The sequence below is a fragment of the Massilia sp. TWR1-2-2 genome (assembly GCF_049897565.1).
In the GTDB taxonomy this organism is placed as follows: Bacteria; Pseudomonadota; Gammaproteobacteria; order Burkholderiales; family Burkholderiaceae_D; genus JAFCUW01.
On the sequence record NZ_JAFCWM010000009.1, the window covers coordinates 26934 to 45216 of the forward strand.

General features: G+C 63.0%; 22 protein-coding genes, 1 tRNA gene and 2 pseudogenes. 6 read left to right on the forward strand and 19 right to left on the reverse strand.

The features are described 5' to 3' along the window. Nucleotides 1-3: 3 nt before the first annotated feature. The 9 genes from nuoF to tpiA form a co-directional block, all read right to left on the reverse strand. Nucleotides 4-1299 carry an NADH-quinone oxidoreductase subunit NuoF gene (gene nuoF, locus ACP7DD_RS10330; protein ID WP_426174729.1) on the reverse strand — a complete coding sequence of 432 codons (1296 nt, stop codon included), beginning with the start codon at nucleotides 1297-1299 and terminating at the stop codon, nucleotides 4-6. Continuing rightward, nucleotides 1296-1775, reverse strand: a complete 480-nt coding sequence (nuoE, locus tag ACP7DD_RS10335) for an NADH-quinone oxidoreductase subunit NuoE (protein WP_426174730.1) — start codon at nucleotides 1773-1775, stop codon at nucleotides 1296-1298. Before nuoE ends, nuoF begins: the two co-directional genes overlap by 4 nt. 25 nt (nucleotides 1776-1800) lie before the next feature. Next, a complete protein-coding gene (locus ACP7DD_RS10340) occupies nucleotides 1801-3057 on the reverse strand; it encodes an NADH-quinone oxidoreductase subunit D (RefSeq protein ID WP_426174731.1) in 1257 nt (418 codons plus the stop codon). Further along, on the reverse strand, nucleotides 3057-3650 hold the full coding sequence (locus ACP7DD_RS10345) for an NADH-quinone oxidoreductase subunit C (RefSeq protein WP_426174732.1): 594 nt from the start codon (nucleotides 3648-3650) through the stop codon (nucleotides 3057-3059). Before ACP7DD_RS10345 ends, ACP7DD_RS10340 begins: the two co-directional genes overlap by 1 nt. A gap of 3 nt (nucleotides 3651-3653) precedes the next feature. Beyond that, nucleotides 3654-4130, reverse strand: a complete 477-nt coding sequence (locus ACP7DD_RS10350; protein WP_131021719.1) for a NuoB/complex I 20 kDa subunit family protein — start codon at nucleotides 4128-4130, stop codon at nucleotides 3654-3656. A 3-nt stretch (nucleotides 4131-4133) separates the two neighbouring features. Beyond that, on the reverse strand, nucleotides 4134-4493 hold the full coding sequence (locus ACP7DD_RS10355) for an NADH-quinone oxidoreductase subunit A (RefSeq protein ID WP_133112351.1): 360 nt from the start codon (nucleotides 4491-4493) through the stop codon (nucleotides 4134-4136). A gap of 160 nt (nucleotides 4494-4653) precedes the next feature. Beyond that, nucleotides 4654-4740, reverse strand: a tRNA-Leu gene (locus ACP7DD_RS10360). Between the two features lie 143 nt (nucleotides 4741-4883). Beyond that, nucleotides 4884-5297 carry a preprotein translocase subunit SecG gene (gene secG / locus ACP7DD_RS10365; RefSeq protein ID WP_426174733.1) on the reverse strand — a complete coding sequence of 138 codons (414 nt, stop codon included), beginning with the start codon at nucleotides 5295-5297 and terminating at the stop codon, nucleotides 4884-4886. A gap of 52 nt (nucleotides 5298-5349) precedes the next feature. Beyond that, a complete protein-coding gene (gene tpiA, locus ACP7DD_RS10370; protein ID WP_426174734.1) occupies nucleotides 5350-6099 on the reverse strand; it encodes a triose-phosphate isomerase in 750 nt (249 codons plus the stop codon). Between the two features lie 242 nt (nucleotides 6100-6341). Between tpiA and ACP7DD_RS10375 the strand changes: the two genes are divergently transcribed. After that, on the forward strand, nucleotides 6342-7679 hold the full coding sequence (locus tag ACP7DD_RS10375) for an SGNH/GDSL hydrolase family protein (protein WP_426174735.1): 1338 nt from the start codon (nucleotides 6342-6344) through the stop codon (nucleotides 7677-7679). Between the two features lie 12 nt (nucleotides 7680-7691). On the opposite strand, the gene ACP7DD_RS10380 is transcribed toward ACP7DD_RS10375, so the two are convergent. Both ACP7DD_RS10380 and ACP7DD_RS10385 read right to left on the reverse strand, forming a co-directional pair. Beyond that, on the reverse strand, nucleotides 7692-8267 hold the full coding sequence (locus ACP7DD_RS10380; RefSeq protein WP_426174736.1) for a tetratricopeptide repeat protein: 576 nt from the start codon (nucleotides 8265-8267) through the stop codon (nucleotides 7692-7694). A 122-nt stretch (nucleotides 8268-8389) separates the two neighbouring features. Further along, nucleotides 8390-9157 (reverse strand): GIN domain-containing protein, encoded by a 768-nt coding sequence (locus ACP7DD_RS10385; RefSeq protein ID WP_426174737.1) that lies wholly within the window; start codon nucleotides 9155-9157, stop codon nucleotides 8390-8392. A gap of 299 nt (nucleotides 9158-9456) precedes the next feature. Here ACP7DD_RS10385 and ACP7DD_RS10390 point away from each other — a divergent pair, with 299 nt between their 5' ends. The 3 genes from ACP7DD_RS10390 (at nucleotide 9457) to ACP7DD_RS10400 (ending at nucleotide 10671) form a co-directional block, all read left to right on the forward strand. Then, the gene (locus ACP7DD_RS10390) at nucleotides 9457-10161 is read left to right on the forward strand and encodes an NYN domain-containing protein (protein WP_426174738.1); all 705 of its coding nucleotides are present in this window, start codon (nucleotides 9457-9459) and stop codon (nucleotides 10159-10161) included. Nucleotides 10162-10207: 46 nt separating this feature from the next. Then, nucleotides 10208-10435, forward strand: a complete 228-nt coding sequence (locus tag ACP7DD_RS10395) for a hypothetical protein (protein WP_426174739.1) — start codon at nucleotides 10208-10210, stop codon at nucleotides 10433-10435. Nucleotides 10436-10509: 74 nt separating this feature from the next. After that, complete coding sequence (locus tag ACP7DD_RS10400; RefSeq protein WP_426174740.1) at nucleotides 10510-10671, forward strand: hypothetical protein; 162 nt, start codon at nucleotides 10510-10512, stop codon at nucleotides 10669-10671. A gap of 19 nt (nucleotides 10672-10690) precedes the next feature. Here the strand turns inward: ACP7DD_RS10400 and ACP7DD_RS10405 are convergent, their stop codons facing one another. Next, the gene (locus ACP7DD_RS10405) at nucleotides 10691-11380 is read right to left on the reverse strand and encodes a methyl-accepting chemotaxis protein (protein ID WP_426174741.1); all 690 of its coding nucleotides are present in this window, start codon (nucleotides 11378-11380) and stop codon (nucleotides 10691-10693) included. Nucleotides 11381-11547: 167 nt separating this feature from the next. After that, the gene (locus ACP7DD_RS10410) at nucleotides 11548-11862 is read right to left on the reverse strand and encodes a YdeI/OmpD-associated family protein (RefSeq protein WP_426174742.1); all 315 of its coding nucleotides are present in this window, start codon (nucleotides 11860-11862) and stop codon (nucleotides 11548-11550) included. 84 nt (nucleotides 11863-11946) lie between these two features. Here ACP7DD_RS10410 and ACP7DD_RS10415 point away from each other — a divergent pair, with 84 nt between their 5' ends. Then, on the forward strand, nucleotides 11947-13236 hold the full coding sequence (locus ACP7DD_RS10415; protein ID WP_426174743.1) for a GMC family oxidoreductase N-terminal domain-containing protein: 1290 nt from the start codon (nucleotides 11947-11949) through the stop codon (nucleotides 13234-13236). A 5-nt stretch (nucleotides 13237-13241) separates the two neighbouring features. On the opposite strand, the pseudogene ACP7DD_RS10420 reads toward ACP7DD_RS10415, so the two are convergent. From ACP7DD_RS10420 to rpsO, 5 genes and pseudogenes are all read right to left on the reverse strand, one after another. After that, nucleotides 13242-13448, reverse strand: a pseudogene (locus ACP7DD_RS10420) (toxin-antitoxin system HicB family antitoxin); the annotation flags it as partial. A 7-nt stretch (nucleotides 13449-13455) separates the two neighbouring features. Next, nucleotides 13456-13761, reverse strand: coding sequence for a type II toxin-antitoxin system HicB family antitoxin (locus ACP7DD_RS10425; protein ID WP_426174744.1), 306 nt, complete (start codon nucleotides 13759-13761; stop codon nucleotides 13456-13458). Nucleotides 13762-13785: 24 nt separating this feature from the next. Next, nucleotides 13786-13967 (reverse strand): annotated as a pseudogene (locus tag ACP7DD_RS10430) (type II toxin-antitoxin system HicA family toxin). 169 nt (nucleotides 13968-14136) lie between these two features. After that, nucleotides 14137-16263 carry a polyribonucleotide nucleotidyltransferase gene (pnp, locus tag ACP7DD_RS10435; protein ID WP_426174745.1) on the reverse strand — a complete coding sequence of 709 codons (2127 nt, stop codon included), beginning with the start codon at nucleotides 16261-16263 and terminating at the stop codon, nucleotides 14137-14139. Nucleotides 16264-16440: 177 nt separating this feature from the next. Continuing rightward, nucleotides 16441-16710 (reverse strand): 30S ribosomal protein S15, encoded by a 270-nt coding sequence (gene rpsO / locus ACP7DD_RS10440; RefSeq protein ID WP_099789292.1) that lies wholly within the window; start codon nucleotides 16708-16710, stop codon nucleotides 16441-16443. A gap of 177 nt (nucleotides 16711-16887) precedes the next feature. Between rpsO and ACP7DD_RS10445 the strand changes: the two genes are divergently transcribed. Continuing rightward, complete coding sequence (locus ACP7DD_RS10445; RefSeq protein ID WP_426174746.1) at nucleotides 16888-17379, forward strand: hypothetical protein; 492 nt, start codon at nucleotides 16888-16890, stop codon at nucleotides 17377-17379. 17 nt (nucleotides 17380-17396) lie between these two features. Here the strand turns inward: ACP7DD_RS10445 and pssA are convergent, their stop codons facing one another. Continuing rightward, nucleotides 17397-18251, reverse strand: coding sequence for a CDP-diacylglycerol--serine O-phosphatidyltransferase (gene pssA / locus ACP7DD_RS10450; protein ID WP_426174747.1), 855 nt, complete (start codon nucleotides 18249-18251; stop codon nucleotides 17397-17399). Nucleotides 18252-18283 lie beyond the last annotated feature (32 nt).

Genomic DNA, 18283 nt, shown 5'->3' on the forward strand with positions numbered 1-18283 from the left:
GCCTTAAATATATGCGGGCACGAGGCAATGCTTGTGCTCGATGTGGTATTCGAATTCTTCGCGGAAGTTCTTGATCATCGCCTGCACCGGCATCGCGGCGGCATCGCCGAGCGCGCAGATGGTGCGGCCCTTGATGTTGTCGGCGATCTGGTTCAGCAAGTCCATGTCTTCCGGACGGCCCTGGCCGTGCTCGATGCGGTGCACCATGCGGTACATCCAGCCGGTGCCCTCACGGCACGGCGTGCACTGGCCGCACGATTCCTCGTAATAGAAGAACGACAGGCGCAGCAACGACTTGACCATGCAGCGCGTCTCGTCCATGACGATGACGGCGCCCGAGCCGAGCATCGAGCCGGCCTTGGCGATCGAATCGTAGTCGAGATCGGTGTTCATCATCAGGTCGCCACGCACTACCGGCGCCGACGAGCCGCCAGGAATGACAGCCTTGATCTTTTTGCCGCCGCGCATACCGCCGGCCAGCGCCATCAAGGTGGCGAACGGCGTGCCGAGCGGCACTTCGTAGTTGCCCGGCAGGTTGACGTCGCCGGAGATCGAGAAGATCTTCGAGCCGCCGTTATTCGGCTTGCCCAGCGCCAGGTAGTTCTCCGGGCCCATGTTCAGCAGGAACGGCACCGCGGCAAACGTCTCGGTGTTGTTGATCGTCGTCGGCTTGCCGTACAGGCCGAACGAGGCCGGGAACGGCGGCTTGAAGCGCGGCTGGCCCTTCTTGCCTTCGAGAGACTCGAGCAGCGCGGTTTCTTCGCCGCAGATATACGCGCCGTAACCGTGCGCGGCGTGCAGCTGGAAGTTGAACTCGCTGCCCATGATCTTGTCGCCGAGGAAACCGGCGGCGCGCGCCTCTTCAAGCGCTTCTTCGAACAGCTCGTACTCGGCCCAGATTTCGCCGTGGATGTAGTTGTAGCCGACCGTGATGCCCATCGCGTAGGCGCCGATGGCCATGCCTTCGATCAGCGCATGCGGGTTGTAGCGGATGATGTCGCGGTCTTTGAAGGTGCCCGGCTCGCCTTCGTCGGTGTTGCAGACGAGGTATTTCTGGCCCGGGAACTGGCGCGGCATGAAGCTCCACTTCAGGCCGGTCGGGAAACCGGCGCCGCCGCGGCCGCGCAGGCCCGACGCCTTCAGGTCGGCGATGATCTGTTCCGGCGTGATCTTCTCGTCGAGAATGCGGCGCAGCGCGCTGTAGCCGCCGCGCTTGACGTAGTCGTTCAGATGCCAGTTGGCGCCGTCCAGGTCTTTCAGGATCAGCGGATTGATGTGTCGGTCGTGCAGGCTGGTCATTTGTTCAGTTCCTCTACCAGGGCGTCGATCTTGTCGTCGCTCATAAACGAATGCATGTGGTGATTGTTGACGATCATGACCGGCGCGTCGCCGCAGGCGCCCATGCACTCGCCTTCGACCAGGGTGAACTTGCCGTCGCCGGTGGTTTCACGAAAACCGATGCCCAGCTTGGCCTGCAGGCGCTTGGCGGCATCGACGCCGCCCGACAGCGCGCATGGCAGGTTGGTGCAGACGGAAATCTTGTGCGTGCCGACCTTCTTGACGTTGTACATGTTGTAGAACGTGGCCACTTCCTGCACGGCGATGGCCGGCATGCCGATGTAGTCGGCGATTTCCTGCATGGTGTCCGGCGCCAGCCAGCCCAGTTCGACCTGCGCGTGGGCCAGCGCGGCCATCACGGCCGACTGCCGCTGGTCGGCCGGATACTTGGCCAACTCGCGGTCGATTTTTTTGTAGCAATGCTCAGATAACAACATGGTTCTGCCCTAAATGTGCAACCGCTTAGCGATCGATACTGCCGAATACGATGTCTTGCGTTCCGATGATGGTGACGGCGTCGGCGATCATGTGGCCGCGCGCCATCTCGTCCAGGCTCTGCAGGTGCGCATAGTCCGGGGCGCGGATCTTCAGGCGGTACGGCTTGTTGGCGCCGTCCGACACGATGTAGATGCCGAACTCGCCCTTCGGGTGCTCGACCGCGGCGTATGCCTCGCCGGACGGCACGTGCATGCCTTCGGTAAACAGCTTGAAGTGGTGAATCAGCGATTCCATGTTCGACTTCATGTCGACGCGCGACGGCGGCGCAATCTTGTGGTTGTCAATCATCACCGGCAGGCCCGGGTTGGCGCGCAGCCAGGCCGACGCCTGCTTGATGATGCGGTTCGACTGGCGCATCTCTTCCACGCGCACCAGGTAGCGGTCGTAGCAGTCGCCGTTGGTGCCGACCGGGATGTCGAATTCCATCTTGTCGTACACCGCATACGGCTGGGTCTTGCGCAGATCCCACTCGACGCCGGAGCCGCGCAGCATGGCGCCGGTAAAGCCCATCGCCTTCGCAGCTTCCGGCGACACCACGCCGATGCCGACGGTGCGCTGTTTCCAGATGCGGTTGTCGGTGAGCAGCGTTTCGTACTCGTCGACGTAGGTGACGAAGCGCTTCGAGAAATCGTCGATGAAGTCGAGCAGCGAGCCCTGGCGCGCTTGATTGAGCGCGTCGATGGCCTTCGCACTGCGGATGATCGAGGCCTTGTGCTTCGGCATCGCGTCCGGCAGGTCGCGGTAGACGCCGCCCGGGCGGTAGTAGGCCGCGTGCATGCGCGCGCCCGACACCGCTTCGTAGACGTCGAACAGGTCTTCGCGGTCGCGGAAGGCGTACAGGAACGGCCCCATGGCGCCGACGTCGAGCGCGTGCGCGCCCAGCCACATCAGGTGGTTCAGCAATCGGGTGATTTCGTCGAACATGACGCGGATGTACTGCGCGCGGATCGGCGCCTCGACGCCGAGCAGCTTTTCGATCGCCAGCACGTAGGCGTGTTCGTTGGCCATCATCGACACGTAGTCGAGACGGTCCATGTACGGCACCGACTGCAGGTAGGTGCGCGTCTCGGCCAGCTTCTCGGTGGCGCGGTGCAACAGGCCAATGTGCGGGTCGGCGCGCTGGATCACTTCACCGTCGAGCTCCAGCACCAGGCGCAGCACGCCGTGCGCTGCCGGGTGCTGCGGACCGAAGTTCAGCGTGTAATTTTTAAGTTCAGCCATTATTTCATCCCGTAGGTGTCTTCGCGGATCACGCGCGGAATGATTTCACGCGGCTCGATCGTCACGGGTTGGTAGATCACGCGCTTCTGCTCGGGATCGTAGCGCATCTCGACGTAGCCGGTCACCGGGAAGTCCTTGCGGAACGGATGGCCGATGAAGCCGTAGTCGGTCAGGATGCGGCGCAGGTCGTTGTGGCCTTCGAACAGGATGCCGAACAGGTCGAACGCTTCGCGCTCGTACCAGTTGGCCGCGCGCCAGATGCCGACCACCGAGGCGAGCACCGGCATGTCGTCGTCGGCGGCGAACACGCGCACGCGCACGCGCCAGTTGTGCTCGAGCGACAGCAGGTGCGAGGTCGCCGCAAAACGCAGGCCGTCCCAGGCGCCTTCGCCATAGGTCGAATAGTCGACGCCGCACAGGTCGAGCAACTGCTCGAACTTGAGCGCAGGATCGTCGCGCAGCGCCAGCATCGTTTCGAGGTAATCAGCGGCCTTGACCACCAAGGTCACTTCGCCCAGCGCGGTCGTCAGGCTGACGCGCTCGCCCAGCACGGATGTCAGGGTCGAGGCGAGTTTTTCAAGTTTGGTCGTCATGGTTTAGCGGGCGATGGTGTTGGTGCGCTTGATCTTGTTCTGCAGCTGCAGGATGCCGTACAGCAGCGCCTCGGCGGTCGGCGGGCAGCCCGGGACATAGACGTCGACCGGGACGATGCGGTCGCAGCCGCGCACCACCGAGTAGGAGTAGTGGTAATAGCCGCCGCCGTTGGCGCACGAACCCATCGAGATGACCCAGCGCGGCTCGGGCATCTGGTCATAGACCTTGCGCAGCGCCGGCGCCATCTTGTTGCACAGCGTGCCGGCGACGATCATGACGTCGGACTGGCGCGGCGACGGCCGGAACACGACGCCGAAGCGGTCCATGTCGTAGCGCGCGGCGCCGGTGTGCATCATTTCGACGGCGCAACAAGCCAGGCCGAACGTCATCGGAAACATCGATCCGGTGCGGGCCCAGTTGATCAGCTTGTCGGCTGTGGTGGTAATGAAACCTTCGTTAAAAACGCCTTCAATAGACATGGCTCACTCCCAATCAAGGGCACCTTTCTTCCAAATATACCAAAACCCGACCACGAATTCGGCGATGAAGACCATCATCGTGACGAACCCGGACCAGCCGAGCTCCTTCATCGAGACGCCCCATGGAAAGAAGAATGCCGTTTCCAGGTCAAACAAAATAAACAGGATCGCGACCAGATAGTACCGGACGTCGAATTTCATGCGCGCGTCTTCGAACGCTTCGAAGCCGCACTCGTACGGCGACAACTTGGCCGCGTCGGGCTTGTTCGGACCGAGCAGGTAGCCGAGCACCTGCGGCACCACGCCGACGCCGATGCCGACCAAAATGAACATCAATACGGGGAAATAATTTTCGAGGTTCACGGTTGATGAGCCTATGTTGAATGATCGGTTAATGAACCACTGCTGTTGCAGCGCCCTATCGCGCGACCCTGGCTTGAAGCCTGCCACCAGGATCGTCGACGACTGATCCTCGTAAAAAAGCCAGCTCAGGCGCACAGCCCTTGCTGGCTTCTAAATTTGTTGGTGCCGACGGCGAGACTCGAACTCGCACAGGATTGCTCCCACTACCCCCTCAAGATAGCGTGTCTACCAATTTCACCACGTCGGCATCTCTGAGACCGCTATTCTAACCCGCCGCAGCACTATTTTTCAATGCTAAAGTTGCGCTAGAACAGGGAAACACGGGTAAATCTGTAAATCTTTTATTACACAGCAAAACATTGCGCCGTTACTGCTGAAACTATGTGCAGATTACTTCGGGATCTGGTTCACTGGCGCCGCTGGTGCCGGCGCAGGAGCAGGTGCAACGGTGGTGGCCGGCGCGGCCGGGGCCGGCGCGGTCGTCACCGGCACGCCCGAGCTCGTCACGGGGGCTTTGGCAGGAACGGTGGCGCGCTCCATCACGCCGCCGCCGGTATTGACGACGCGGTTGGTGCCGAAGTACGCCAGCGCCAGGGTCGATGCAAAAAAGATCGCCGCCGCCACGCCGGTCGACTTCGACATGAAGTTCGACGAGCCAGTGGCGCCGAACAGGCTGCCCGACGCGCCCGAGCCGAAGGCGGCGCCCATGTCGGCGCCCTTACCGTGCTGCAGCAGCACCAGGCCGATGATGATCAGGGCTGACAGAACCTGTACGACGACGACCAGATTGAACAAGGTGTTCATTGCTATTCCATTCCAAGTTTGATTTACGGACTAAAAACTACTGTTTACTAATTCAGTTGGCGGCGCTGACGATGGCCAGGAAATCGGCCGCCTTCAGTGCTGCCCCGCCGATCAGGCCGCCGTCGATATCTGGCTGGGCCATCAATTCGCTGGCGTTGTCGGGCTTCATGCTGCCGCCGTACAAGATCTGTACCGTGGCGGCCGCTGCTGCATTCTTTTGTTGCAGTTGCGCGCGCAACTGCGCGTGCACTTCCTGCGCCATCGCCGGCGTCGCCGTCTTGCCGGTGCCGATCGCCCATACCGGCTCGTAGGCGAGCACGATGCGGGCGATGTTGTCGTCGCCCAGCAAGGTCAATACCGCATCGAGCTGACCCGACACCACGGCGGCAGTCTGGCCGGCTTCGCGTTCGGCCAGCGTTTCGCCGACGCAAACGATCGGCGTCAGTCCCGCTTCCAATGCTGCGACAGCCTTCTGGGCCACAAGTTCACTGGTCTCGGCGTGATAGGCGCGGCGCTCGGAGTGGCCGACGATGACGTAGCTGCAGGCAAAGTCGGCCAGCATTGCCGCCGACACTTCACCGGTGTAGGCGCCGCCGGCATGCGCCGACACGTCCTGCGCGCCCCACGCCAGCGCGCCGCCGGCGAGGGCCGCTTCGCACTGCGCCAGGTACGGCGCCGGCGCGCACACCGCGCAGGCCGCTTGCGCGCCCGTGACGCCCGCGGAAATACCGGAGAGCAGCGCAGCGTTCGACGCCTTGCTGCCATTCATTTTCCAATTGCCGACGACGAGTTTGCGACGCATAGTAGCCCAGATTTGTTTAACCCGCTATTTTAACCGTCGTTCCGGGGCTGGTCAAACAATGGCAGGGCCTGCCCCGGAAATTGCGCAAATGGTAAGCCCACACATCCATATATCCGCGCGGCAGCCGATTCCTGCCCATCCTTGGACCTACCGCAAGCTACCCGGCTGTGCCACCTTGATCGGCCCAGGTCAGCCACGTAGATTCAACTGGGAGGTGGCGATTCAACCAACGGGAGCTGATCATGATGAGGCTTTTGCGGTGGGCGCACGGCAGCGCGCTGGTTTCGAAGGCGGCCTTCGCCGCCATGCTGACCTTGGTACAGGCGCCGGCCGGCGCGCAGAACGCGACCAACTGGCGCGGCGAACAGTGGGTGGGCACCTTCGGCAAGGCGCCGGCCGGCCCGCCGCAGGACGTCGACACGCAGATGCTGGCCAACCAGACGGTGCGTCTCGTGGCGCACACGAGCGTCGGCGGCAGCCGCGTGCGGATCCGGCTGTCGAACGAAATGGGCACCACCGCGCTGTATCTCGGCGCAGCCAGCGTGGCGCTGCGCCAGGGCAGCGGCTACCAGATCGCCGCCGGCAGCAACCGCCCGCTGACGTTCGGCGGCGCAACGTCGATCAGCATCGCGCCGGGCGCGCCGGCGCTGAGCGATCCGGTCGATCTCAGCTTTCCGGCAATGGCCGACCTGGCCATCAGCATCCACCTGCCGGCGTCGACCCGCCTGACCACCGTGCACCCGAACGCGCTGCAGACCGTCTACATCTCGACGGCTGGCAATTTCACGGGCGGCGGCAGCTTCCCGCTGTCGCGCTCGACGTGGTGGTGGCCGTTCCTGACCGAGGTTGAGGTAGCCGGTACCGGCGCGGCCATCGTCGCCATCGGCGACTCGATCACCGATGGCAGCCGCGGCACCAACGACAGCAACAGCCGCTGGCCCGACTGGCTGGCGCGGCGCCTGCAGAGCACGCCCGACAGCGGCGGCGTCAACGCCACGCTCGGCGTCGTCAACCGCGGCATTTCCGGCAACCGCCTGCTGACGAGCACCACGCTCGGCTCGCTGGCCGGGCGCAACGGCCTGGAGCGCTTCGACCGCGACGTGCTGGCGACGGCCGGCGTGCGCTACCTGATCATGGCGCTGGGCATTAACGACATCGGCTACGCCTCGACATCGGCGCCGATGACTGCCGCCACCTTCATCAGTGGCTACCGCCAGGTGATCGCCCGCGCCCACGCGCGCGGCATCGCGGTGATCGGCGCCACGCTGGGACCATTCCAGGGGGCGGGCTATTATTCGACGGCCAAGGACGCGGTGCGCCAGTCGATCAACAACTGGATTCGCACTGGCAACGAACTCGACGGCGTGATCGACTTCGACCGCGCCTTGCAGGATCCGTCCAACCCGCTCAGCCTGCGGCCGGGCTACGACAGCGGCGACCGGCTCCATCCGAACAACGCGGGCTACCAGGCGATGGGCAATGCGATTTCACTGGACCTGTTCCGCTCGCACCTGAACGTAACGGCGCAGGCGCCGGCGCTGGACGCGGCCGCGGCCGCTGCCCCAGCGTTGGCGCAGTGAGATCTGTGCGGCTCAGGAGATGGTGGCGCCGGTGCGCGACCTGGTCGGCAGCGGCGTGCCGACACGCCAGGCGCGCGCCATTGCCTGCGCTTCTTCGATCTGCTCCTGGGTCATGCGGCGCGCGATCGCCGCGCGCTGTTCGGCGGCGTTGGTGTTGCCGCTGGCCGAGGCGAGGTTCCACAGCATGTAGGCAAGCACCACGTCCTGCGGCATGCCGGCCTGGTGATAGCGGTACATCAGGCCGATGGCGTATTGCGCGTCGGCGTGGCCCTGCTCGGCCGCCTTGCGAAACCACGACACCGCCAGCTTATGGTCGAGCGGGACCGAGTTGCCGGTGTAGTACATCGCGCCGACGACGTACTGCGCGTCGGCCTTGCCCTGCATCGCTGCCTTGCGGTGCCACTGCATGGCCTGCTTGTAGTCGCGTTCGACGCCCTGGCCCATGTAATACATCAGTCCCAGCAAGTGCTGGGCATCCGGGTGGCCGGCCTTGGCGAGCGGCGTGACTTCTTTCAACGCCAGCGCATAATTGCGCGCGTTGTACGCGTTCGCCCCTTCGGTAAAGCCGGCCACCGCGCTGGCGTGCACGCCGAGCGCGAATGTAATCGCAACAAATATTTTTTCATGTCTCTTGGTGAAACCCAGGTTCCCAATTTCTTATTATTCGACGCTTCTGTGTATTTTCTGCGTGTTCTGTGCTCGTTGGCCGGTTATTTCCAGCTCACCTTGCCGAGGCCGTCGACGCTGACGCTGCGGTGCTGCGGCTTGCCGTACACCGTCACCGAACCGAGTCCCGACACGCTCAAGGTTGCGCTCTGGCGCGCGGTGATCTTTGCGTTGCCCAGCCCGCTCAACTCCAAGGTCACCGCCTCGACCTCGAACTGCCTGGCATCGAGCCCGCCCAGGCCGCCCATGTTCGCCTTCATCCACTTGCTGCGTCCCGCCAACGTGACATAGCCGGCGCCGCGCAAGTTCAAGTCAAGGCCGTCGCTGTTGACGCCCTGAATGTTCATGCTGCCGACGCCGCCGAGCGTGGCGTTGACGACCCTGAAGTCGCCGACCACCTTCATCGAGCCGGCGCCGTCGAGCGTCAAGTCGAGTTCGTCGCCGGTGAAGCCGGCCACGTCGGTCGAACCGACGCTTTCGGACGACACTTCGCGCAGCTTGGGCAACGTCAGCTCGGCGCGCAAACGCGAGCGGCTGAACTTGAAGTCATGGCTTTCGGTATCGATGACGAGGGTGTCGCCGCTTTGGATGGTCGTCGTCCTGGCCAGGTAGCGGCTGTCGCCGCTGATGACCAGCAGCGCCACCGGCCCTTGCTTGAGCTTGACGTCGATGACGCCGTCGATCTTGACGCGCACCACGCGCGCATCGATGGCGCGCTTCTCGCTGGCGTGTTCGTCCGCCGCCAGGGCCGTCGTCGAGACCAGCGCGCACAACGCCGCGCCGCACATGCTCAAGTTGAGAATCCGGTTCATTACACTCTCCACTGCGTTGTTATTGTTTGCTGCTCAGCGTGCTGGCGAGTCGCCGTAACACTACCAGCAACTTGCCCGATAATCCAGATGCTGCCATGGTGTGACTATAACTACACCGCCCTGTCCGCTCCATCGAATTGCGATGAAATGCATATTTGGCTACCTGGGCTACACAAAAGCAGGAATAGCGGGCAAATCGCGCTGTTCGTGAATTGCTCGTTACATTCCGCGTATATTCGCGCCCGGCTCGTGCTGTACGCTGAGGCATCGAATAGATGGGAGCCAGAATGGGATTACCAGTGAACGACAGGTTGGCAGTGCTGATCGATGCGGACAATGCGCAGCCGTCAGTGATCGAGGAACTAATGGCTGAAGTGTCGCGCTATGGCACGGCGAGCGTCAAACGCGCCTATGGTGACTGGACGACGCCGAACCTGAAAGGATGGAAAGACGTCTTGCACACCATGGCCATCCAGCCGATGCAGCAATTCAGTTACACCACCGGCAAAAACTCGACAGACTCGGCACTGATCATCGACGCGATGGACCTTCTGCACGCCGGCAATATCAATGGGATATGCCTGGTGTCGTCCGACAGCGATTTCACGCGACTGGCAAACCGGATCAGGGAGGCAGGTCTGAAGGTTTACGGGTTCGGCGAGAAGAAGACGCCGCAGCCATTCGTAGCAGCCTGCGACAAGTTCATTTACACGGAGATCCTGCGGCCGCAATCGCCGCCGATCGCCGCAGATGAAGTCGCGGTGGCACCGGTCGAACCTTTGCTCCGCAACGCCGTCACCGCCACTGCCAAGGAAACCGGCTGGTCAGCGCTGGCCGCGATCGGGTCCATGCTGATGAAAAACAGCCCCTCGTTCGACCCGCGCAACTATGGTTTCGCCAAATTGGGGGAACTGGTCCGCAAACAGCCCTATTTAGAAGTAAAGGAAGTGAATACCGGAGATAACTCGGCGATCGTGCAACTGCACGTGCGAATAAGGCAGTAAGGTCTGCCAGACGCGATCCGCGCCCAACATCAATAGGAGAGCAACCATGATCGACACCCCGCAGATCGTCCAATGGGACCGGCAGCTTACCGCCGCCGTCCACCTCACCATTCCGCGCAACGATATCCAGCAAGCGTTCGGGCCGGCCGTGACCGAACTGCTGGGCGTGCTGGGCGCGCAGGGGCAGGCGCCAGCCGGCCCTTTGCTCAGCTACCACGTCAACATGCCGAGAGCGGTGTTCGACTTCGACATCGCCTTTCTGGTCGCGCAGTAAATTCAGCCGAGCGGGCGCGTCGTCGGCAGCGAAGTGCCTGAGTTCGAGGTCGCGCGCGCGGTGTATCGCGCCCGATGGAAGGCCTCGGTTCGGCATGGGGTGAGTTGCGCGAATGGATCGGGGCGAACGGCCATGCGGCGCAACGCCAGATGTTCGAGCGCTACCTGGTCGGGCCGGGCGATACATCCGACCCGGCGCAGTGGCAGACCGAGCTGAACTGGCCTCTTGAAGACTAGCTTGTAAGAATCCGGCGCGTCAGTGCGCCAGCGAGCTGGTCAGCGCCGCTTGCACCAGCTTGTCGATTTCGGACGTGACGTTGGTCATTGTGCTGGCCACCACGGCGAACTCGCGGCCAACCGTCCCGGCGCGCGCGGCGACGATCTGCGCGTTGAAGGCGACCATGCGGGCGTGCCTGGCGATGGTTTTGATATCGCCCATTAATTCCTGCAACTGGCGCTTCTGGGCGTGGGCATGGCGCTTCGATTGCTCTTCGTAGACCAGCGTCAATCCATTGAGAACGCTCAGCAACGGCGTCGCGCCACGCACCAGTTCGTCGAGCAGGCCGGGCGCGCCGCGGCCGTTGCCGACGATCGCATCGAGCGTAGCCTCGGCCAGCGCGATGAAGTCGCGGATCACCTTGTCGCCTTGCAAGGTGCCGAAATACGCGTCGCGCAGCTGGCTGCAGAACACGCCAGGCAAGGCGCCCCTGCCTTCAATCAGCACGGTGTGGGCATCGCTGAACAAGGCCAGCGTCTCACGCGCGGTGGCAGCCGCGCCGTGATGGCCCATCGACGCGAGCACTGCGTACAGCACCACGCGCTGCGACGTGAAGCGGCGCCGGCCGGACAGGTTGATCAGGGCGCCGAACACATCCCCGGACAAATGCACGTCGGCGGTTGCTGTCTCAGCGTTCGGTGCGAGTGGGATACTGAGCTGGGCTGTCATGGTGAACTCCATCCGGGGTATGCAGGGATACAGCAGTTAACGCATGTTCCGTGCCAGCAAATATGGCCGTTTTAGCGTCGCCGCCTCACCAAGTTGGCGCAGCGCGGGCCGGCGCGGCACCGAATCGGCCCGGGCGTGCCCGAAAACGGCCGCCATATATGATCATTTCAACCCTTCGCGTACTTCCAGTTGCGTCCCTTGCCCTCGGCGATCCCGTCGATCGCCTTGTCCATCCGGCGCGTACGCGTCGCTTCGGTCTTTGCTTCTTCCAACCAGTCGATGTATTCGCGCTTGAAGCTGGCGCTGCCGGCGTCGAACTGTTCCTCTGCCTGCGCGCGCGCCTTCAGCGCGGCCTGGAAGCAGTCGGGCACGACGACGGCGCGCGGCGTTGCCGGCTTGGCGCGCGCGGGCGTCTTCACGCCCTCGTCGTTGAGCTGCATCGTCTGCTTGACGTACGCTAGCAGCACCTTCTTTTTTCTCATCAATTGGCGCCGAATGATCGAATTTTGACGGCACCGGCCGCAGCGCGGATACTGTCGGACATTGCCGCCCTCCGTCCCTTTTCCATGACTGCAGCGCTTTCCTCTTCGTACGACGCGATCATCGTCGGCAGCGGGCCCGGCGGCGCTAGCGTCGCACGCCAGCTCGCGCGCGGCGGCCGGCGCGTGCTGGTGCTCGAACAGGGCAGCGCCGCGCCGCTGGCCGGCACGTTGGCCCAGATGGCGAAGATGGCGGCGGTGCCCGGCAAAGGCGTGTTCATCCAGCGCGACGCGTCGCTGCTGGTGCAAGGCGTCACCGCCGGCGGCAGTTCAGCCATCAATTTCGCCACCGCCGCCGATCCGCCGCTGGCGATGTTCGCCGCCTACGGCATCGACCTGGTGCCGGCGCTGCGCGGCCTGCGCGCCGAACTGCCGATCGGGCCGCTGCCGGACAAGCTGGTCGGCCCGATGGCGTCGCGCATCATGACGGGCGCCCGCGCGATCGGGCTCAACTGGCATAAGCTCGACAAGATGATCCGCCCGCAGATCTGCCGCGCCGGCTGCTGGCGTTGCGCGTATGGCTGCCCGTTCGGCGCCAAATGGAGCGCCCGCGATTTTCTCGACGACGCCGGCCAGCACGGCGCGCAGTTGCTGGACCGCGCCAAGGTGCTGAAGGTCCTCATCGAAGACGGCCGCGCCGCCGGCGTCGCGTTCGTGCGCGGCGGCGAAGTGCAACAGGTCAAGGCGCCGGTTGTCGTGCTGGCCGGCGGCGGCGTCGGCAGTCCGCGGCTGCTGCACAGTTCCGGCTTGCGATCGCGCGAGAGCAGCTTCTTCAATGATCCGGTCATCGCCGTGATGGGCACGGTTGACGACATCGACGGCGGCGCCGAAGTGCCGATGGCGGCGGGCGCGCGCTGGGATGACGATGGCATCACGCTGGCCGACATGACGTTGCCGGCGCCGATGTACCAGGGCTTCACGGCCCAGGTTGGCCGGCTGGACCGCCTGCTGGCGCATCGCCGCACGCTCAGCATCATGGTCAAGATCCGCGACGAGATCGGCGGCGCGGTCGGCCCACGCTGGGCCAGCAAGCCGCTGCTGGCGTCGGACCGCAAGAAGTTCGATACCGGCGTGGGCGTGGCGCGCGACGTGCTGGCCGCCGCCGGCGCGACGCATGTATTCCAGAGCCACCACTTCGCCGCGCACCCGGGCGGCAGCGTGCGCATCGGTGACGGCGTCGACGCCAATCTGGAAGCCGGCGCGGCCAATCTGTTTGTCTGCGACGCTTCGGTCATTCCGCGCGCATGGGGGCTGCCGCCGACGCTGACGCTGCTATGCCTTGGAGTGCGGCTCGGCGATCACTTGCTCGCACGTTGAGGGCTATCAGCCAGCGGCTGCGGTCCCTCTTCGCCACTAGCATGCATGTCCGCCACTGCGTCCGAGACGATCCGCCGGATCCCGCTCAAAGCCTCGTCCTGAGTTGGCGCGAGCCAAGACAGAGACGGAAATTCCACGCACAACCCAACGTGCTCGCCGTCCTCGCCTGACCACGCCAACCGGTATGTGTAGTACGGAGTCTGCCTTGACACGTCTTGGTCAGCCGCGAGAGCGGCCTTTGACGAGCTGCAATCTAGCCTCGAGTTGGGACAGGTCGACTTGCACAAGTGCCCAGGTGACGCCCGCATATCCGTCGCGTTGAGCGAAGTCTTCTATCTTGGAATGGCCGAGGTCCACTGGAAGGCCCTCATCAATCATCGCCGCGACTTGAGAGGATATTGCTTCCCGCGCATTTATCAGCGCATCGTCGATGGAGTCACCCCACGAAAAGCAGCCTGGCACTCCTGGCACCACGACACCGTAAACGCTGTCCTCGTCCTTATGAATGGCAACAGGAATATCCATGGAATTTTCCTCCTCGTGATGTAATCACTTTAGACCCGCAGCTTTCAAAATTGCCTTAACTGTCCCGGCCGGCAGATCCTTTTTGGGGTGAGGCACGGTACAAAGCTTCGTGTAGTTCGGGTGCTTAAAGGTAATGTGACTGCCGCTTGCCTGACCGGCCGCCACTCCGCCACCTGCAACTTCCTGATGAGAACGGTCGAATTCAACTGTATCTCCGTCGGCGCTGCGTGAGTAATCATACACACTAATGCATGCCCTACCGGGACTCTCGACGCCAAGCAAACCGGCGCCATTCCGAACAAATTAATACAAAAAAACCGCCAGGGCTTGCGCGCTGGCGGTTTTTTCATTCGGCCGAGGCCGGGGCGATGCGAATTACGCTGCAGGTGCTGCGGCGCCCTCGGCACCTTCAGCGGCCTTCATCGACAGCTTCAGGCGGCCGCGGTCGTCGGTCTCGAGGACCTTGACGCGCACTGCCTGGCCTTCTTTCAGGTAGTCGGCAACGGCGTTGACACGCTCGTTGGCGATCTGCGAGATGTGCAGCAGGCCGTCCTTGCCCGGCATGACCTGGACGATCGCGCCGAAGTCGAGCAATTTCAGCACGACGCCGTCGTAGGTCTTGCCCACTTCGACCGATGCGGTCAGCTCTTCGATGCGGCGCTTGGCTTCCTGGCCGGCGGCAGCGTCGACCGAAGCGATGGTGACCACGCCTTCGTCGCTGATGTCGATCTGGGTGCCGGTCTCTTCGGTCAGCGCGCGGATGACGGCGCCGCCCTTGCCGATGACGTCACGGATCTTCTCCGGGTTGATCTTGATGGTGATCAGGCGCGGTGCGAAGTCCGACAGTTCGGTCTTCACGTGCGGCATCGCCTTCTGCATTTCGCCGAGGATGTGGTGGCGCGCTTCCTTCGCTTGCGCCAGTGCCACTTGCATGATCTCTTTGGTGATGCCCATGATCTTGATGTCCATCTGCAACGCGGTAATGCCTTCAGGCGTACCGGCTACCTTGAAGTCCATGTCGCCGAGGTGGTCTTCGTCGCCGAGGATGTCGGTCAGCACGGCAAACTTGCCGCCTTCCTTGATCAGGCCCATCGCGATGCCGGCGACGTGCGCCTTCATCGGCACGCCGGCGTCCATCAGTGCCAGGCAACCGCCGCACACCGATGCCATCGACGACGAACCGTTCGATTCGGTAATTTCCGACACCAGGCGCACCGAGTAGCTGAAGTCTTCCGGGTTAGGCAACGCTGCGAGCAGCGCGCGCTTGGCCAGGCGGCCGTGGCCGATTTCGCGGCGCTTCGGCGTACCGACGCGGCCGGTTTCGCCGGTGGCGAACGGAGGCATGTTGTAATGCAGCATGAACGAGTCGGTGTACTCGCCCATCAGCGCATCGATCTTCTGGCTGTCGCGCGCGGTGCCAAGGGTGGCAACGACGAGCGCCTGCGTTTCGCCGCGGGTAAACAGCGCCGAACCGTGGGTGCGCGGCAGCACGCTGGTGCGAATCGAGATCGGACGCACGGTGCGAGTGTCGCGGCCGTCGATGCGCGGCTCGCCGTTCAGGATCTGCGAACGGACGACCGACGCTTCGATGTCGAACAGGATATTGCCGACTTCCGAGCTGTCGATGTCGCCGAGGTTGTTGGCGGCCGATTCAGCCGTCAGGGCAGCGACCACTTCCGAGAACGCCGACTTCAGCTTGGCGGTACGCGCCTGCTTGTCCTTGGTCTGGTAGGCATCGTTGATCTTGGCGTCGGCAAACGCCTTGACGCGGGCGATCAGCGCTTCGTTCTTGGCGGGCGCAGTCCACTCGACTTCCGGCTTGCCGCCGTCGCGTACCAGGTCATGGATCGCGTCGATGACCGCTTTCATCTGGTCGTGGCCGAAGACGACGGCGCCGAGCATGATTTCTTCGGACAGCTGCTGCGCTTCGGACTCGACCATCAGGACGGCCGTTTCGGTGCCGGCGACGACCAGGTCCATCTGGCTCGTCTTGAGCTGCGTGGTGGTCGGGTTCAGGATGTACTGGCCGTTGGCGTAACCGACGCGGGCGGCGCCGATCGGGCCGGAGAACGGCACGCCGGAGACGCACAGCGCGGCCGATGCGCCGATCATGGCGGCGATGTCCGGATCGATCTCAGGATTGACCGACAGCACGTGGATGATGATCTGGACTTCGTTCAGGTAGCCTTCCGGGAACAGCGGACGGATCGGACGGTCGATCAGGCGCGACGTCAGCGTTTCCTTTTCCGAAGGACGGCCTTCGCGCTTGAAGAAGCCGCCCGGGATCTTGCCGGCAGCGTAAGTCTTCTCGACGTAGTCGACGGTCAGCGGGAAAAAGTCCTGGCCCGGCTTGGCGTCCTTGCGCGCGACGACAGTCGCCAGCACGACGGTGTCGTCGATCGACACCAGCACCGCGCCGGACGCCTGGCGAGCGATCTCGCCAGTCTCCAGCGTGACCGTGTGCTGACCGTACTGGAACGTTTTCGTAACTTTGTTAAACATGGGTAATCCCTTTCTATTTGCCGACAGATTTTCAGGGGCTGTCGTTCACCTCACCACAGGCAAGTGCAACCTTGCCTTTACTGCTTTAATGCAACTTTAATACTATTCAGAAATGCAAAATGCCCGCGACAGTCAGACTGACGCAGGCATTTTCGTTTAAATCGGGAGCGGCAAAAATTACTTGCGCAGGCCGAGTTTAGCGATCAGATCGCGATAACGGGCAGCGTCTTTGCTTTTCAGGTAGGACAGCAGGCTCTTACGACGGTTGACCATCATGATCAGGCCGCGGCGCGAGTGGTGATCTTTCGCGTGGGCTTTGAAGTGGCCGTTCAGTTCGTTGATGCGTGCGGTCAGCAGTGCGACCTGGACTTCTGGCGAACCGGTGTCGTTTTGAGCACGGGCGTTGTCCGCGATAATCGCGGCTTTGTTGATGTTTTCTACGGTCATGATATTACCTTTCACATGCGGTGCAAGAGTCGCAACCCAGCGCACCGTGAACTTCGATTAACAAGCTGGTCCAAACGACCAGACCCGCTAGTATATGCGAAAACTGTTCGTGCAGCCAGTGCTCAATGCGCCTGAGTCGGGCATGATAGGATTTTTGCAGCTTTTGGGGGTGAAACCATGCGAAATGTGATAACCATCCTGTTTGTATTGCTGTCCGTGGCAGGCTGCGCCAGCCTGTCCGGGCCGCCGTTGCTGCCGGGCGACTCGATCGACACGGTCAAGCTCAAGCTGGGAACGCCGACGGCGTCATATTCTGCCGGGCAAGAGCAGCTGCTCGAGTACGCGACCGGGCCGATGGGCCAGACCACGTGGATGGCGCACATCGGCGCCGACGGCCGGCTGACGCGGCTCGAACAGGTGCTGACGGGCGAAAAATTCGCCACCATCAAGGTCGGCTCGGCAACGCACGAGGATGTACTGCGCGCCGTTGGCCGGCCGGCCGAAAAATCGTTCCTGCCGCTGCGCGACTTCGAGGTCTGGTCGTACCGCTACAAGGAGGCCGGCGTGTGGAATTCGATGATGCACGTGCACTTCGACCGCGCCGGCGTGGTGCAGATGATGCAAAACGGACCGGATCCGATGTACGAGGAAAGGCGGTTTTTCCGCTAGAGGTAACGGCGCTGATGTTAGCTGCGGTCGCTCGGATCGATCGGCTCGGCGTCGGTCTGCACGATGCTGACCGGCTTGCCCTTCGCCAGGCGCCAGAGGTACACCGCGTAACCGGATAAGCCGTAAGCGACGAAAATCGGCCACAGCACTTTCGGCGGATCGATCGACACCAGCGCGAACGCCAGGGCGATGAGGAACACCGCGATGAACGGCACCGACTTGCGAAAATTGACGTCCTTGAAGCTGTAGAACGGCACGTTGGTGACCATCGTCAGGCCGGCGAACAGCGCGATGCCGAACGAGATCCACGACATCTGCATGCCGCTCACTCCGAGGTCCGTCATCATCAGGATGAAGCCGGCGACGATCGCCGCCGCGGCAGGGCTTGGCAAGCCCTGGAAGTAGCGCTTGTCGACTACGTCGATGTTGGTGTTGAAGCGCGCCAGCCGGCACGCGGCGCCGGCGCAGTAGACGAAGGCGGCGATCCAGCCGAGCTTGCCGAGCCCGCGCAGCGACCACTCGTAGATCACCAGCGCGGGCGCGGCGCCGAACGACACCATGTCGGACAGGCTGTCGTACTGGGCGCCGAATTCGGACTGGGTGTTGGTCAGGCGCGCGACGCGACCGTCGAGGGCGTCGAGCACCATGGCCACGAAGATGGCCCAGGTTGCATGTTCGAAACGCTGGTTCATTGCCATCACAATGGCGTAGAAGCCGCAGAACAGCGCCGCGGTGGTGAAAGCGTTGGGCAACAGGTAAATCCCGCGCCGGCGCACCGGAATGCCGTTGGCGTCAAATTTTTGCCGGCCGATTTTGCCGAAGCGCGACAGTTTTTTGGCGCCGGGTTTCCGGCGGCGGGGGAATATGGGCATAAGTTTCCGTTTCTGGTGTGAGCGCGTCTTTA